The sequence below is a fragment of the Sphingobium sp. B2D3A genome, assembly GCF_025961795.1.
GTDB lineage: Bacteria > Pseudomonadota > Alphaproteobacteria > Sphingomonadales > Sphingomonadaceae > Sphingobium.
Genome location: NZ_JAOQOI010000001.1, coordinates 3,536,157 through 3,549,210, shown reverse-complemented (window position 1 = coordinate 3,549,210; position 13,054 = coordinate 3,536,157). Strand labels below are relative to the sequence as shown.

Genomic DNA, 13,054 nt, shown 5'->3' with positions numbered 1-13,054 from the left:
CTCCGGCATAATTCACGCATGATCGGCGCCGGGGCACGGCGGATTGCCGCATTGTTCGCGCCGCCCGAGCGGACGTCGGGGCATTTTCTGCTGATCGACGCGATGCGGGGCGTGGCCGCGCTGGTCATCATCTTCTGGCACTATCAGCATTTCTTCTACCCGCCGGGCGCCGAGCGGGCGATGGCCGGCTTCCGCCCGCAGCAGCCCTTTTTCGAGCAGGCCAGCTGGCTCTATGAGCATGGCAAATATGCCGTGCAGCTCTTCTGGGTGATATCCGGCTTCGTCTTCGCCCATGTCTATCATGGCCGGAAAAGCAGCACGCGCGACTTTGTGGTGAACCGGGTCGCGCGCCTCTATCCGCTTCACGTGCTGACGCTGCTGATCGTGGCAGGCTTGCAGGCAATCGCGCAGGCGAAATTCGGCGCGTTCCTCGTTTACCAGCACAATACGCTGGGCAATTTTCTGCTGCATCTTGGTCTTGCCTCCAACTGGTGGCCGACGGTGGTCTACAGCTTCAATGCGCCGATCTGGTCGGTGTCCATCGAGATTCTTGTTTACGCGCTGTTCTGGCTGAGCCTGCCGGTGCTGTTTCGCGCGGGCGTGCTTGGGCCCGCCCTGCTGGCCGCAGCGGCCATCGCCGGCTGTTTCCTGTTCGAGGGCTACATCCTCTTCATGTGCGCGGCAGGTTTCTTCGGCGGCGCGGCGCTGTTTGCTGTTCACGCCAATCGCACCATCTGGCTCTCCGTGCTGGTCGTCCTGCTGCTGGGAGCAGGGGGATGGACGAGCTGGGACGACAGTCTCGACATCCGGCGCTATCTCTCTGTTCCGCTGTTCAGCATGGCGATCGTGCTGTTGGCCGCCCTGTTGGAGCCCTGCCTGCGGGCGAGCCTGTTGCAACGGACGCGCTGGCTGGGGGATGCGAGCTACGGCATTTATCTGTGGCATTTTCCCGTCCAGCTGGTGCTGCTGCTCGCTGTACCGGGTCTGGCGACTGACCATCAGCTGGCGCGCGAGCCGGCCTTCTTTCTGATCTTTATGGCCATCGTGGTCATCATCGCGGTGCTCTCCTTCCGCCTGTTCGAGACACCATCGCGGCGCTGGTTGCGGGCCCGGCTGGAGGCACGGCCTCATCCGCCTGCTTCCTCGCAGGCGGCCCCTTAGACTCTCGCTCCCTTAGACATTCGTGAGGGGAGTGCCTATCTAGGCGCCATGTCAGAATTCGATCTTACCCGCACAGAGGACCGCGTCCTCGGTTTCGCCCTGCCTGCCCGCAATGTCCGTGGTCGGCTCGTGCGCCTTGGCCCTGCGCTCAATGCGGTGCTCGCCGCCCATCGTTATCCGCCCGTCATCGAGAAGCTGGTGGCCGAGGCCCTCGTGCTGGCCGCTCTGCTCGGCGCCATGCTCAAGGATGATGAGGGCCAGCTTACCCTGCAGGCGCAGACCGAGCAGGGTGCGGTGTCGCTGCTGGTCGCCGATTATATGGGCGGCGCGGTGCGCGGTTATGCACAGTTCGATGAGCAGCGCCTCGCCGAGCTGGGCGAAAATCCCACGCTCTTCGGTCTGTTCGGGAAGGGCTATCTGGCGATCACCTTCGATCAGGCGGTCACGGGCGAGCGCTATCAGGGCATCGTCCCGCTCGAAGGCACTGGCCTCGGCGCGGCGGCGGAGCATTATTTCGCCCAGTCCGAGCAGATTCCGAGCATCGTGAAAATCGCGGTTCGGCACGATGCGGAGGAGGGCTGCATCGGCGGCGGCATGCTCCTGCAGCATCTGCCCGAGGGCGAGGTGGGGCGCGAGCGGCTGCATGTGCGGCACGATCATCCGGATTGGGAGCACGTCATGATCCTCGGCAACACCCTGTCCGAGGAAGAACTGACCGATCCGGCGCTGGGGCTGGAGGATATCGCCTGGCGCCTGTTCCATGAGGAAGACGAGATTCGCGCGCTTTCCAGCGCCGATTTGCGCAAGGGCTGCCGGTGCGACCCGGAGCGGATTCGCGGCGTGCTGGGCCGGTTCGACCCCGCCGAGCGCACCTCCATGGCCGATGAGCGCGGGGTGATCGCGGTCGACTGCGCTTTCTGTTCGCGGATTTTCGATATCACCTTGGCCGAGTTGCAGGCCCCGCACTGAGGCGCACGCCCGCCGGCAAATTTGACAATCTGCGACAAGCCGTGCATTTCCATCGTTGAAATATTGCGGCAGCCGACCCCGTCGGCCTCTGCCGCCTGCAAACGAAGAAGTGGCTGAAGTGACATGGCATTCAAGGCAGCGACGCTGGCGATCGGGCTCGCGCTGGGCAGCTTGCTGGCGCCCATGTCCATGGCGCAGGCGCCGCAGGCGGGTGGGCTGGACTCGGTCGAATCGGGCGAGTGGGAGCTGCTGGAGCGCGGGAGTAATCAGGCCGCGCGCCGGATTTGCATCAGCGATGGCAGCCAGCTGCTCCAGCCCAAGCACCCCTATCGGCAGTGCGAGCGTTACCTGATTCGCCAGTCGCCGCGTGCCGTCGCGGCATCCTATGACTGTGGCGAGGGCGGCCGTGGTCGCACTGATCTGCGGATCGAGACCTCGCGGCTCGTGCAGATTTCGTCGCAGGGCGTGTCGGATGGACTCCCTTTTGCGCATGAGATGGAAGCCCGACGGGTGGGGGCCTGCCGCCCGGGTGCTGCGGGGCGCTGACGACATGTCTCCCCTCCTCTAAAGAGGAGGGGCTAGCACTGCCGCAACGGCGTTCTCCCGCCCGAGCGCCCGTTCGAAAAACGCCAAATCATCTCATCCCGTGACAGGGGCAGGGGATTTGCGCTAGCGCGGGGCATCATGTCACCGATATCGTCTGCATCGCACGGCCCCATGGCGGTTGTCCTTCTTTCCGGCGGACTCGACTCGATGGTCGCCGGTGGGCTGGCGCGCGAGGCGGGGTTTCGTCTGGCGGCGCTCACCATCGATTATCAGCAGCGCCACCGCGTCGAGCTGGAGGCCGCCAAGCGCGTGGCGGCCGCGCTGGAGGTGGAGCGCCATGTCGTGCTGCCGCTCGACCTCTCGCTGTTCGGGGGATCGGCGCTGACTGCCGACATCGACGTGCCCAAGGAGGGCGTGGGCGAGGGCATTCCGATCACTTATGTGCCGGCGCGCAACACGATCTTCCTCTCGCTCACGCTTGGACTGGCCGAGGTGGTGGGTGCCGAGCGCATCTATATCGGGGTGAACGCGCTCGATTATTCCGGCTATCCCGACTGCCGGCCGGAGTTCATCGCCGCGTTTCAGCATATGGCATCGCTGGCCACCAAGCAGGGCGTGGAAGGCGCGCCGGTGCAGATCGCCACGCCGCTCCAATATATGAGCAAGGCGCAGATCGCCGCCGAGGCGGGGCGGTTGGGGCTGGATGCCGGCATGAGCTGGTCCTGCTACGATCCGACGCCCGAAGGCCTGCATTGCGGCCTGTGCGATAGCTGTCGCCTGCGCGCGAAGGGCTATCAGGAAGCCGGCTTGCCCGACCCGACGCGTTACGCGACGCATCCCTGAGCCGCGCCGATGAGCTACGCCGTCAAGGAAATGTTCCTCACCTTGCAGGGGGAAGGGATGCAGGCCGGTCGCCGGGCGGTGTTCCTGCGCTTTGCCGGCTGCAATCTCTGGTCCGGGCGGGAGCAGGATCGGGCGAGCGCGATCTGCCAGTTCTGCGACACCGATTTCGTGGGGACGGACGGGGAGAATGGCGGCCGCTTCGGCGCGGCACCGGCGCTCGCGCAGGCTGTGGCCGATCTCTGGGGTGATGAGGCCGGCCAGCGGTTCGTCGTCATCACCGGCGGCGAGCCGATGCTGCAGCTCGATGCGGCGCTGATCGACGCACTCCATGCCGCCGGCTTTGAAATCGCGGTGGAGAGCAACGGCACGCTGGCGGCGACGCCGGGCGTCGACTGGCTCTGCATCAGCCCCAAGGCCGGCAGTGGCGTGACGCAGCGTCGGGGCGATGAACTCAAGCTGGTCTGGCCGCAGCCTGGAATCGACCCGGCCGAGCTGCTGGATTGGGACTTCGGCCAGTTTCTCGTGCAGCCGATGGATAGCGGCACCCCGGAGGCCAATGCCGCAAACCGGGAGGCCGCCATCGCGCTGGTCCTGTCAGACAGCCGCTGGCGCCTGTCCCTCCAGACCCACAAGTTGCTCGGGCTGAAGTAGCGCTTACTCCGAGGCGACCGTCTCGGTGTCTTCAGAGCTGGCATTGGCGGCGGGCTCGCTCGTCTGCTTGCGGCTGACGCTGCCGGCATTGCCCACGGCGCCGAGGCCATCGGCCTTCACGGCATCGAGGTCGGTCATCGAATCGTTCACCGTGCCTTCCAGCACGTTCATGTCGCGCATTTCCACCGTATTGCCCGAGCTGTCCTGCGCGCCATCGCAGCCTGCGAGCGCGAGACCGCCCATCGCCGCGAGCAGAAGAAGGGGAACATGGGTCTTGCGCATCAGCGGCATCCTTTCTGGTCTTCTTGGTCGTGGCCGATTTCCCGATCGGTCGAGGCCCCCTCGGCAGCACGAAGAGCCGGTCTTAAAGAGGGATGCCGCAGGGCTCAAGGGGCCGTGGAACCCGACCACCCCATGGCTGCGGCCGTTCACCCGCCGTCGGACTCCAGCGCTGCCAGCATGGCCGGCAGATGCGACTGGAGAATGGCATCGAGGCGGTGCATGTCGGCCGGGCGTCCCAGATCAGCGAGGCTGGTGACGCCCAGATCGCTGATGCCGCAGGGCACGATGCCGCCATAATGCGCAAGGTCCGGCGCAACGTTGATGGAGAGGCCGTGCAACGTCACCCATTTGCGGACCCGCACGCCGATGGCGCCGATCTTGGCCTCCGCCCCGTGCGGCCCCTGCGTCCAGACGCCGACGCGGCCATCCACGGTCCACGCCTCGACACCGAGATCGGCCAGCGCGGCGACCATCCACTGCTCGAGCGCGCGGACGAAGCGCCGCACATCGCGCCCGCGCCGGCTCAGATCGAGATTGAGGTAGACAACGCGCTGGCCGGGGCCGTGATAGGTATATTGCCCGCCGCGTCCGGTGACATGGACGGGAAAGACCGGCGCCAGAAGATCGGTCGAGAGCGCGCTGGTGCCGGCGGTGTAGAGCGGGGGATGTTCCACCAGCCAGATGCGTTCGCGCGCCTCGCCCGCCGCAATCGACGCGACGCGCGCATCCATATCGGCCAGCGCGCTTTCATAATCGAGCAATCCCGGCTCGATCCGCCACTCAGGGCTGGCCGGGAAATCCTGTTCGGGGAGGGCAGGTGCGGTCATCTCGCCCGAGATGCGATCTGCGACCAAATTTGGCAAGGCATGGCTCGCCTATGGCGCGCGGGACAGATATTGCCTATCGAGCGCGCAAACGGGAGCACAAGCGGTTGAGCAGGATCGATCTGGCAGCGATATGGGACGACGCCAAGCAGATGGGCACGGCAAACCGTGACCTTCTGGGCGCCGTGGCCGGCATGTTCATGTTCCTGCCCGCTCTGGTGGCCGAGCAGCTCGTGAAGCAGCCCGAGCCACTGGCCGAGAACGCCACCAACGACATGATGCTGGCGCGATTGACCCAATATGCCGAGCTGAACTGGCCCGTGCTGCTGGCCTTCGCCGCCATCTCGTCCTTCGCCGTGCTGGCGATGCACGCGCTGCTGCTGCGCGGCGAGCGACCGACGGTGCGGGAGGCTCTGGTCATGGCTCTTCCGGTCCTGCCCGGTTTCTTCCTTGCGAACCTGCTGCAGGGATTGGGCGCCATGGGCGGCTTCATGCTGTTCATTCTGCCCGGCTGCTATCTGATCGGCCGGCTGGCCTTGATCGCACCGGTCGCCGCGGCGGAGTCGCAGCGCAACCCGCTCACTATCCTCCAGCGCAGCGCCGCGTTGACCCGGGGCAACGGCTGGCGGGTCTTCGGCGTGCTCGGCCTTATTTTCATCATGATGATCGTGCTGGGGGTCGTGCTCACCTCCGTTGTGGGGGTGGTCGCCGAACTGCTGCTGCCGGCCGACATCGCCGACCTGCTGATCGCGATGGTCTCGGCGCTGGTGGAAACCGCCCGCACGGTGCTCGTCGTGCTGATCTGCGCCGCGCTTTACCGGGCGACGGCGGGTGCGCCGGCAGCCGGAGCGCCGTTCAGCTCCAGGTGACGCGCGGCGGCAGGCTCATCAGGATTGCGTCGATATTGCCGCCGGTCTTGAGGCCGAACAGCGTGCCGCGATCATGCACGAGGTTGAACTCGACATAGCGGCCGCGCCATTCGAGCAACTGCGCTTCCTGCTCCGCTGTCCATGGCAATCCCATGCGGCGACGCACGATTCGCGGAAAGGCCTCCAGAAACGCCTCGCCCACCGCTTGGGTAAAGGCGAAGCTCTCCTCGAACGGCCCTTCGAGATGGTCGTAGAAAATCCCACCCACGCCGCGGTGAACCTGCCGGTGAGGAATGTAGAAATACTCGTCCGCCCACTGGCTGAAGCGCGGATAGTAGCTTTCATCATGCGCATCGCAGGCGCGGCGCAGCGTGTCATGGAAGTCCGCCGTGTCTTCCTCATAGACGATCGGCGGATTGAGGTCCGCGCCGCCGCCGAACCAGCGCTTGGTGGTGACCAGCATGCGCGTGTTCATGTGCACGGCCGGCACATGCGGATTGGCCATGTGCGCCACAAGGCTGATGCCGGTTGCGAAAAAGCCCGGCTGCTCTTCGCCCGCGCCGTGGATCGTCCGGGCGAATTCGGGCGAGAAGGCGCCGCCGACGGTCGAGACATTCACCCCCACCTTCTCGAACACCTTGCCCTTCATGACGCCGCGCACGCCGCCGCCGCCACCGCCCTGTTCAATGGGGCCGGAGGGCTGGCCGTCGCTCTCGCGCCACCAGGACAGATAATCGAACGCCGCATCGCTGCCCGCTTCCCGCTCGATGGCTTCGAACGCGGCGCAGATCCGGTCCCGCAGGCTTTCGAACCAGGCGCGGGCGGCCAGCTGTTGATCGTCGAGGCTGTTGGGTGCGGTGGAAGTCATGCGGGGAAAAGTCCGGTCTGTCTGAGAGCTTCGCCAAGCGCGATGCCAGTTGCTACCGCGACGTTCAAGGAGCGAAAGCCCGGCGCCATGGGAATCCGCACGCGCAAAGCCGCTTGTGCGTGGATCGCCTCGGGCAGACCGGCGCTCTCGCGACCCAGCAAGAGGATGTCGTCGCGCTGGAAGCTGGCCTGAGGCAGGGGTAGGCTGCCGACGCTGGTCAGCGCCACCAGGCGCGCGCCGTCCTTCAGCCGCTCGGCGAAGAAGCTCTCAAAATCCACATGCCGCATCACATCGGCCTGCGCGCCATAATCCATGGACGCCCGGCGCAGCTGCGCGTCGGACACCGGAAAGCCGCAGGGGAGAATGATGTCGACGGGGATTTGCCAGCAGGCGGCCAGTCGCAGGATGGTGCCGACGTTGCCGGCGATATCGGGCTGATAGAGGGCGATGCGCATCCTTACCTCCTAGCCACGGCCCTTGCGCAATCCCACCCCTCTTGCGCCCGGCTGGAAAAAGGCGGGCGGGCCACGAAATTGAAGGTTGGCAAATCGCAATCAAGGGCGCTATCAGGCGCCCGAACGCGCCGGGACCATCCTGGCGTGCGGTGTGTCGTATCATTCGGCGGACGAGCGGACTTCCGGCCAATAAGGAAGCCTTTCGGTTCGACCGCGCGATCGACTGGCGCCCGAATCGAGATTTCGGCGTGCACGACGCTCTCGGGCGATCGTGGACAAAGGGAGGCAATGACAAAGCATGGCCACTGAAGTGCAAGGGACGGAAGCTGTCATGGACGATGGCGAAGGCGTGCGTCGTCGCGACTTCATCAACATCGCAGCCGTGAGTTTCGCTGGTGTTGGCGGTCTCGCCGTTCTGTATCCGCTGATTACCCAGATGAGTCCGAGTGCGGACGTGCTGGCGCAGGCGACGACGGAAGTCGATCTGTCGGCGATCCAGGCCGGCCAGGCGATCAAGACGGTGTTCCGCTCGCAGCCGCTGTTCGTGCGGCATCTGACGGACAAGGAAATTGCCGAGGCGGACGCCGTCAACGTCTCCACCCTGCGCGATCCCCAGACGCTGGAAGAGCGCACGGTCGACGGCAAGAAGCAGTGGCTGATCACCATGGGCGTGTGCACCCATCTGGGTTGCGTGCCGCTCGGTGCCGGCGAGGGTGAGAACCGGGGCGAGTTCGGCGGTTATTTCTGCCCGTGCCACGGTTCGAGCTATGATACTGCCGCGCGCATCCGCAAGGGGCCTGCGCCGAAGAACCTCGTGGTTCCGCAGTATAAGTACACCTCCGACACCGCCATTCTCGTAGGCTGAGGATAAAGATAATGAGCTTTCCCTGGGCTGAGCATTACACGCCGAAGCATCCCGTGATGAAGTGGGTGGATGAGCGCTTGCCGCTCCCGCGCTTCGTCTACAACGCCGTCGGCGGCGGCTACGAAGTGCCGCGCAACCTCAACTATTTCTGGAACTTCGGTGTCCTCGCGGGCGTCGCGCTGACGATCCAGCTGATCACCGGCATCATCCTCGCCATGCACTATGCGGCGAATGCCGGCGTGGCGTTCGATAGCGTCGAGCACATCATGCGCGATGTGAACTCGGGCTGGCTGCTGCGTTATGCGCACGCCAACGGCGCGAGCTTCTTCTTCATCGTCGTCTATCTCCACATTTTCCGCGGCCTCTATTACGGATCGTACAAGGCGCCGCGCGAAATGGTGTGGCTGCTCGGTGTGGTCATCTTCCTGCTGATGATGGCGACGGCGTTCATGGGCTATGTGCTCCCCTGGGGTCAGATGAGCTTCTGGGGCGCGCAGGTGATCACCGGCCTCTTCGCCGCCATTCCGGTGGTGGGTGAGCCGATCCAGACCTGGCTGCTCGGCGGCTTCGCTCCGGGTAATGCCGCGCTCAACCGCTTCTTCTCGCTCCACTATCTGCTGCCCTTCGTGATTGCGGGTGTCATCATCCTGCACATCTGGGCGCTGCACATTCCCGGCTCGTCCAACCCGACCGGTGTGGAAGTGAAGGGGCCTCAGGATACGGTGCCGTTCCATCCCTATTATACGGCGAAGGACGGTTTCGGCCTCGGCGTGTTCCTCATCCTCTTCGCACTGGTGCTGTTCTTCGCGCCGAATTCGATGGGCCACCCGGACAACTATATCCAGGCCAACCCGCTTTCGACGCCGGCGCACATCGTGCCTGAATGGTACTTCTGGCCGTTCTACGCCATTCTGCGCGCCTTCACGATGGATCTGGTGATCCCGTTCACCGGTATCGTGCTGGTTCCCGCGAAGCTCCTCGGCGTGATGGCGATGTTCTCGTCCATTCTGCTGCTGTTCTTCCTGCCGTGGATCGACACCTCGCCGGTCCGCTCGGGCAACTACCGCCCGCTGTTCAAGAAGTTCTGGTGGCTGCTCATTCTGGACGTGCTCGTGCTCGGCTATTGCGGCGGTGCACCGGCGGAAGAGCCCTATGTCATGATCAGCCAGATCGCTTCGGCTTATTATTTCGCGCACTTCCTGATCATCTTGCCGATCATTGCGTCCATCGAGCGGCCGCTGCCGCTCCCCGGTTCGATTACCGAAGCGGTGCTGGCCAAGGGCAAGTTCGAGGGAGAACAGTCTGCACCTCCGGGCATGGGCAGCGATACCCAGCCCACCGGCGCAGCTTAATTAAGGGGTCCGTCAATGGTTCGTGTCCTGGCCTTCCTTGTCGGCCTGTTTTTCTCCGGCATGCTGCTGCTCAGCTTCATCTGGGGTGGGGTCGCTTATGTGAGCGAGCCGCCGCAGCCCACGGCTGAGAAGGAGTTCCACCTCCACCCCGAAAAGGCTGGCTTCAGCTTTGAAGGGCCGTTCGGCAAATTCGATCGCGCGCAGTTGCAGCGCGGCTTCCAGGTCTACACGGAAGTCTGCTCGGCCTGTCACTCGATCCATCAGGTGGCGTTCCGCAGCCTCGCCGACCTTGGCTATAATGAAGCCGAGATCAAGGCGATCGCCGCGGCCCGTCAGGTTCCGTCGATCGACCCCAGCACGGGTGAACCCAGCACGCGTCCGGGCGTGCCGGCGGACAAGTTCCCGCTGGTCTATCCGAACAGCGTGGCTGCCGCTGCCGCCAACAACAACGCCATTCCGCCGGATCTTTCGCTGATCGCGAAGGCCCGTCATGACGGTGCGAACTATGTTCATGCGCTGCTGACCGGTTATCGTGAGCAGCCGGCCGAACTGCTGCGCAAGTTCCCCGACGCGAAGACGCCGGAAGGGCTGCACTACAACCCGTACTTCGCGAACCTCAATCTCGCGATGGCGCCGCCGCTGACGGCCGAAGGTCAGGTCACTTATGGCGAGGGTCAGCCCAAGCCGACCGTCGACCAGATGGCCACGGACGTCGCTGCCTTCCTGATGTGGACGGCCGAGCCGAAGATGGAAGCGCGCAAGAGCACCGGCATCGCCGTGGTGATCTTCCTGCTGTTCGCGACGGTGCTGGCTTACATGTCGTACCAGAACATCTGGGCGAACAAGAAGCACTGAGGGTTCAAGTCCGGGTCGATAGACCCGACGAGATAAGAAAAAGGGCGGATCGCAGGATCCGCCCTTTTTTATGTGCCGATGGATATTGGAGATGGCGCTTGCGTCAGGCGCTGCTGCGCAAGCCTAGGGTCGTTGCGTCGGAGTCGGCGCCTCTCAGGCGAGGAAATCCCGAGCCCAGCTCTTGAGATCGCCGCCCATGGCATCGTCGCGGCAGGCGAGCGCGAAATTGGCCTGGGCAAAGCCGAGCTTCGAGCCGCAGTCGAAGCGCTCGCCATCGAAGGTCACGCCGTGGAAGGGCTGCTGGCCGATCAGCTTCGCCATGGAATCGGTGAGCTGCACTTCGCCGCCCGCCCCAGCCTCTTGCGTCGCCAGCAGGGCCATGACCTCGGGCTGCAGAATATAGCGGCCGGGCAGCATCAGGTTGGAGGGCGCCGTGCCCAGCGCCGGCTTCTCGACCAAGCCCCGGACCTCTGTCAGCACGCCGTCGCGGGGGCCCGGATCGATCACGCCATAGCTGGGCGTCTCGTCCATCGGCACTTCAAGCGCGCAGACCAGATTGCCGCCGACTTTCTCATACTGCTCGATCATTTGGGCCAGACATCCCTTCTGACGGCCGACGAGAAGCTCGTCCGGCAGGATGATGGCAAAGGGCTCATCGCCGATGATATCGCGCGCGCACCAAATCGCATGGCCAAGGCCACGGGGTTCCTGCTGCCGGACGAAGATCGCATTGCCGGGCGTCAGGCGCGTGCCTTCCAGCGCCGCGACGCTCTTGCCGCGGTCGGCCTGCGTCCGCTCCAGCTCGAAGGCGATATCGAAATGGTCCTCGATGGCGCCCTTGCCGCGCCCGGTGACGAATATCATCGTCTCGATGCCGGCTTCCAGCGCTTCATCGACGGCATATTGGATCAGCGGGCGATCGACGACGGGAAGCATTTCCTTCGGCACCGCCTTGGTGGCGGGCAGGAAGCGGGTGCCAAGCCCGGCGACCGGGAAGACAGCTTTGCGTATCGTCAAATGAACCCCCTGATTGCTCTGTCAGTCGTGGACGTGCCTATCGAGCATTAAGGTAAAGATACCGCATATTGTTCGATTGGCCGCCCCAAAGGCCGGATGAAGAGCCCCGCTTTGTGGTGGCATCCATCCAGGCCGAGGTCAGAACGGTCGGTGCGAAACTCGGTTCCGCCGAATTACCGACCGACGGCCGTGTAGGAGAAGCCGGCGTCCTCGACCAGATCGCGCGGGTAGAGGTTGCGCAAATCGATCATCACCGGCGTCTTCAGCAGCGACTTGATGCGTGCGAGATCGAGCGCGCGGAAGGCGTCCCACTCAGTGATGAACACCAGCGCATCGGCGCCGGCCATCGTGTCATAGGCATTGCCGAAATAGGTGACGTCGCGCAGCACCAGCTTGGCCTGCTCCATGCCCTCGGGATCATGGGCGTGGATCTCGGCGCCCGCGTCCTGCAGCGTCTCGATGATCGCGATGGCGGGCGAATCGCGCATGTCGTCCGTATTCTGCTTGAAGGTGAGACCGAGCACGGCGATCGTCTTGCCCCGCACTTCCCCGCCCATCGCTTGAATGACCTTGCGCCCCATGGCGCGCTTGCGCGAATCGTTCACGGCGACGACCGTTTCGACGATCCGCTGCGGCGCTTCATAATCCTGCGCGGTCTTCAACAGGGCGAGGGTGTCCTTGGGGAAGCAGGAGCCGCCAAAGCCGGGGCCGGGGTGCAGGAACTTGGCGCCGATCCGATTATCGAGGCCAATGCCCCGCGCGACCTCATGCACGTCCGCGCCCACCTTCTCGCACAGGTCGGCGATCTCGTTGATGAAGGTGATCTTGGTCGCAAGAAAGGCGTTGCCGGCATATTTGGTCAGCTCGGCACCGCGCCGGCTCATCTCGATCACCGGCGAGCGGCCGATGACGAGGGGGCGATAGATCTGCCGCATCACGTCCAGGGCGCGGCGATCATCGCCGCCGATCACGACGCGGTCGGGACGCTTGAAGTCATCGATTGCCGCGCCTTCGCGCAGGAACTCCGGGTTGGAGATTACGGCAAAATCGGCGTCGGGGTTGGTCTCCCGAATGATCCGCTCGACCTCGTCGCCGGTGCCGACGGGCACGGTCGACTTGTCGACCACCACGGTGAAGCGCTTGAGGAACGGCGCGATTTCCGCGGCCGCGCCGTACACATAGCTCAGGTCCGCATGGCCATCGCCGCGCCGCGAGGGCGTGCCAACGGCGATGAAGATCGCGTCGGGGTCGGCGAGGGCGTCTGCCGCTTGCGTCGTGAAGGACAGCCGGCCGGCCGCGACATTGCTGGCGACGAGATGATCGAGGCCGGGTTCGAAGATGGGGATGCGGCCTTCCTGGAGGGCGGTGATCTTCGCCTCGTCCTTGTCGAAACAGATGACGTCATGGCCGAAATCCGCGAAGCACGCGCCAGAGACGAGGCCCACATACCCCGAGCCGATCATTGTAATTCTCACAGGAACACGCCCTTTTTGCCGT

Annotated in this window: 15 protein-coding genes; 9 read left to right on the top strand and 6 right to left on the bottom strand. The window is 64.6% G+C overall.

Features of this window, described 5'->3' with window-relative positions; genetic code table 11:
• Window positions 1-18: 18 nt before the first annotated feature.
• The 5 genes from M2337_RS16555 (at window position 19) to queE (ending at window position 4,170) form a co-directional block, all read left to right on the top strand.
• The gene (locus M2337_RS16555) at window positions 19-1,161 is read left to right on the top strand and encodes an acyltransferase family protein (RefSeq protein WP_264571122.1); all 1,143 of its coding nucleotides are present in this window, start codon (window positions 19-21) and stop codon (window positions 1,159-1,161) included.
• Between the two features lie 48 nt (window positions 1,162-1,209).
• The gene (locus tag M2337_RS16550; protein WP_264571121.1) at window positions 1,210-2,130 is read left to right on the top strand and encodes an Hsp33 family molecular chaperone HslO; all 921 of its coding nucleotides are present in this window, start codon (window positions 1,210-1,212) and stop codon (window positions 2,128-2,130) included.
• 123 nt (window positions 2,131-2,253) lie between these two features.
• A complete protein-coding gene (locus tag M2337_RS16545) occupies window positions 2,254-2,676 on the top strand; it encodes a DUF3617 domain-containing protein (RefSeq protein WP_264571120.1) in 423 nt (140 codons plus the stop codon).
• Window positions 2,677-2,814: 138 nt separating this feature from the next.
• Complete coding sequence (gene queC / locus M2337_RS16540) at window positions 2,815-3,519, top strand: 7-cyano-7-deazaguanine synthase QueC (protein ID WP_413716208.1); 705 nt, start codon at window positions 2,815-2,817, stop codon at window positions 3,517-3,519.
• 9 nt (window positions 3,520-3,528) lie between these two features.
• Window positions 3,529-4,170: a 7-carboxy-7-deazaguanine synthase gene (gene queE / locus M2337_RS16535; RefSeq protein ID WP_264571118.1), complete on the top strand. Its 642-nt coding sequence runs from the start codon at window positions 3,529-3,531 to the stop codon at window positions 4,168-4,170.
• A gap of 3 nt (window positions 4,171-4,173) precedes the next feature.
• On the opposite strand, the gene M2337_RS16530 is transcribed toward queE, so the two are convergent.
• Both M2337_RS16530 and lipB read right to left on the bottom strand, forming a co-directional pair.
• On the bottom strand, window positions 4,174-4,452 hold the full coding sequence (locus M2337_RS16530) for a hypothetical protein (protein WP_264571117.1): 279 nt from the start codon (window positions 4,450-4,452) through the stop codon (window positions 4,174-4,176).
• Between the two features lie 146 nt (window positions 4,453-4,598).
• Window positions 4,599-5,279 (bottom strand): lipoyl(octanoyl) transferase LipB, encoded by a 681-nt coding sequence (gene lipB / locus M2337_RS16525; protein WP_264572298.1) that lies wholly within the window; start codon window positions 5,277-5,279, stop codon window positions 4,599-4,601.
• A gap of 104 nt (window positions 5,280-5,383) precedes the next feature.
• On the opposite strand from lipB, the gene M2337_RS16520 reads away from it, so the two are divergent.
• Complete coding sequence (locus tag M2337_RS16520) at window positions 5,384-6,145, top strand: hypothetical protein (protein ID WP_264571116.1); 762 nt, start codon at window positions 5,384-5,386, stop codon at window positions 6,143-6,145.
• Here M2337_RS16520 and hemF read toward each other — a convergent pair.
• Window positions 6,132-7,013 (bottom strand): oxygen-dependent coproporphyrinogen oxidase, encoded by an 882-nt coding sequence (gene hemF / locus M2337_RS16515; RefSeq protein WP_264571115.1) that lies wholly within the window; start codon window positions 7,011-7,013, stop codon window positions 6,132-6,134. The genes M2337_RS16520 and hemF overlap by 14 nt on opposite strands.
• Window positions 7,010-7,468, bottom strand: coding sequence for a tRNA (cytidine(34)-2'-O)-methyltransferase (locus M2337_RS16510; protein WP_264571114.1), 459 nt, complete (start codon window positions 7,466-7,468; stop codon window positions 7,010-7,012). The genes hemF and M2337_RS16510 overlap by 4 nt, the downstream gene beginning before the upstream one ends.
• Before the next feature lie 298 nt (window positions 7,469-7,766).
• Here M2337_RS16510 and petA point away from each other — a divergent pair, with 298 nt between their 5' ends.
• Genes petA through M2337_RS16495 form a run of 3 tightly spaced genes read left to right on the top strand, consistent with a single transcriptional unit; the run spans window position 7,767 to window position 10,540 of the window.
• Complete coding sequence (gene petA, locus M2337_RS16505) at window positions 7,767-8,333, top strand: ubiquinol-cytochrome c reductase iron-sulfur subunit (RefSeq protein ID WP_181560428.1); 567 nt, start codon at window positions 7,767-7,769, stop codon at window positions 8,331-8,333.
• An 11-nt stretch (window positions 8,334-8,344) separates the two neighbouring features.
• Entirely contained in the window at window positions 8,345-9,685 is a 1,341-nt protein-coding gene (locus M2337_RS16500) for a cytochrome b (RefSeq protein ID WP_181560427.1), read from the top strand.
• A 15-nt stretch (window positions 9,686-9,700) separates the two neighbouring features.
• Window positions 9,701-10,540 carry a cytochrome c1 gene (locus tag M2337_RS16495; RefSeq protein WP_181560426.1) on the top strand — a complete coding sequence of 280 codons (840 nt, stop codon included), beginning with the start codon at window positions 9,701-9,703 and terminating at the stop codon, window positions 10,538-10,540.
• 153 nt (window positions 10,541-10,693) lie between these two features.
• Here the strand turns inward: M2337_RS16495 and M2337_RS16490 are convergent, their stop codons facing one another.
• Both M2337_RS16490 and M2337_RS16485 read right to left on the bottom strand, forming a co-directional pair.
• The gene (locus M2337_RS16490) at window positions 10,694-11,557 is read right to left on the bottom strand and encodes a UTP--glucose-1-phosphate uridylyltransferase (RefSeq protein WP_264571113.1); all 864 of its coding nucleotides are present in this window, start codon (window positions 11,555-11,557) and stop codon (window positions 10,694-10,696) included.
• A 173-nt stretch (window positions 11,558-11,730) separates the two neighbouring features.
• A complete protein-coding gene (locus M2337_RS16485) occupies window positions 11,731-13,032 on the bottom strand; it encodes a UDP-glucose dehydrogenase family protein (protein WP_264571112.1) in 1,302 nt (433 codons plus the stop codon).
• Window positions 13,033-13,054 lie beyond the last annotated feature (22 nt).

What these genes read in the sequence shown, in the direction of transcription:
- M2337_RS16555 (WP_264571122.1), top strand. Translation starts at nt 19, where the DNA reads ATGATCGGCGCCGGGGCACGGCGGATTGCCGCATTGTTCGCGCCGCCC.
- M2337_RS16550 (WP_264571121.1), top strand. Translation starts at nt 1,210, where the DNA reads ATGTCAGAATTCGATCTTACCCGCACAGAGGACCGCGTCCTCGGTTTC.
- M2337_RS16545 (WP_264571120.1), top strand. Translation starts at nt 2,254, where the DNA reads ATGGCATTCAAGGCAGCGACGCTGGCGATCGGGCTCGCGCTGGGCAGC.
- queC (WP_413716208.1), top strand. Translation starts at nt 2,815, where the DNA reads ATGTCACCGATATCGTCTGCATCGCACGGCCCCATGGCGGTTGTCCTT.
- queE (WP_264571118.1), top strand. Translation starts at nt 3,529, where the DNA reads ATGAGCTACGCCGTCAAGGAAATGTTCCTCACCTTGCAGGGGGAAGGG.
- M2337_RS16530 (WP_264571117.1), bottom strand. Translation starts at nt 4,452, where the DNA reads ATGCGCAAGACCCATGTTCCCCTTCTTCTGCTCGCGGCGATGGGCGGT.
- lipB (WP_264572298.1), bottom strand. Translation starts at nt 5,279, where the DNA reads ATGACCGCACCTGCCCTCCCCGAACAGGATTTCCCGGCCAGCCCTGAG.
- hemF (WP_264571115.1), bottom strand. Translation starts at nt 7,013, where the DNA reads ATGACTTCCACCGCACCCAACAGCCTCGACGATCAACAGCTGGCCGCC.
- M2337_RS16510 (WP_264571114.1), bottom strand. Translation starts at nt 7,468, where the DNA reads ATGCGCATCGCCCTCTATCAGCCCGATATCGCCGGCAACGTCGGCACC.
- petA (WP_181560428.1), top strand. Translation starts at nt 7,767, where the DNA reads ATGGCCACTGAAGTGCAAGGGACGGAAGCTGTCATGGACGATGGCGAA.
- M2337_RS16500 (WP_181560427.1), top strand. Translation starts at nt 8,345, where the DNA reads ATGAGCTTTCCCTGGGCTGAGCATTACACGCCGAAGCATCCCGTGATG.
- M2337_RS16495 (WP_181560426.1), top strand. Translation starts at nt 9,701, where the DNA reads ATGGTTCGTGTCCTGGCCTTCCTTGTCGGCCTGTTTTTCTCCGGCATG.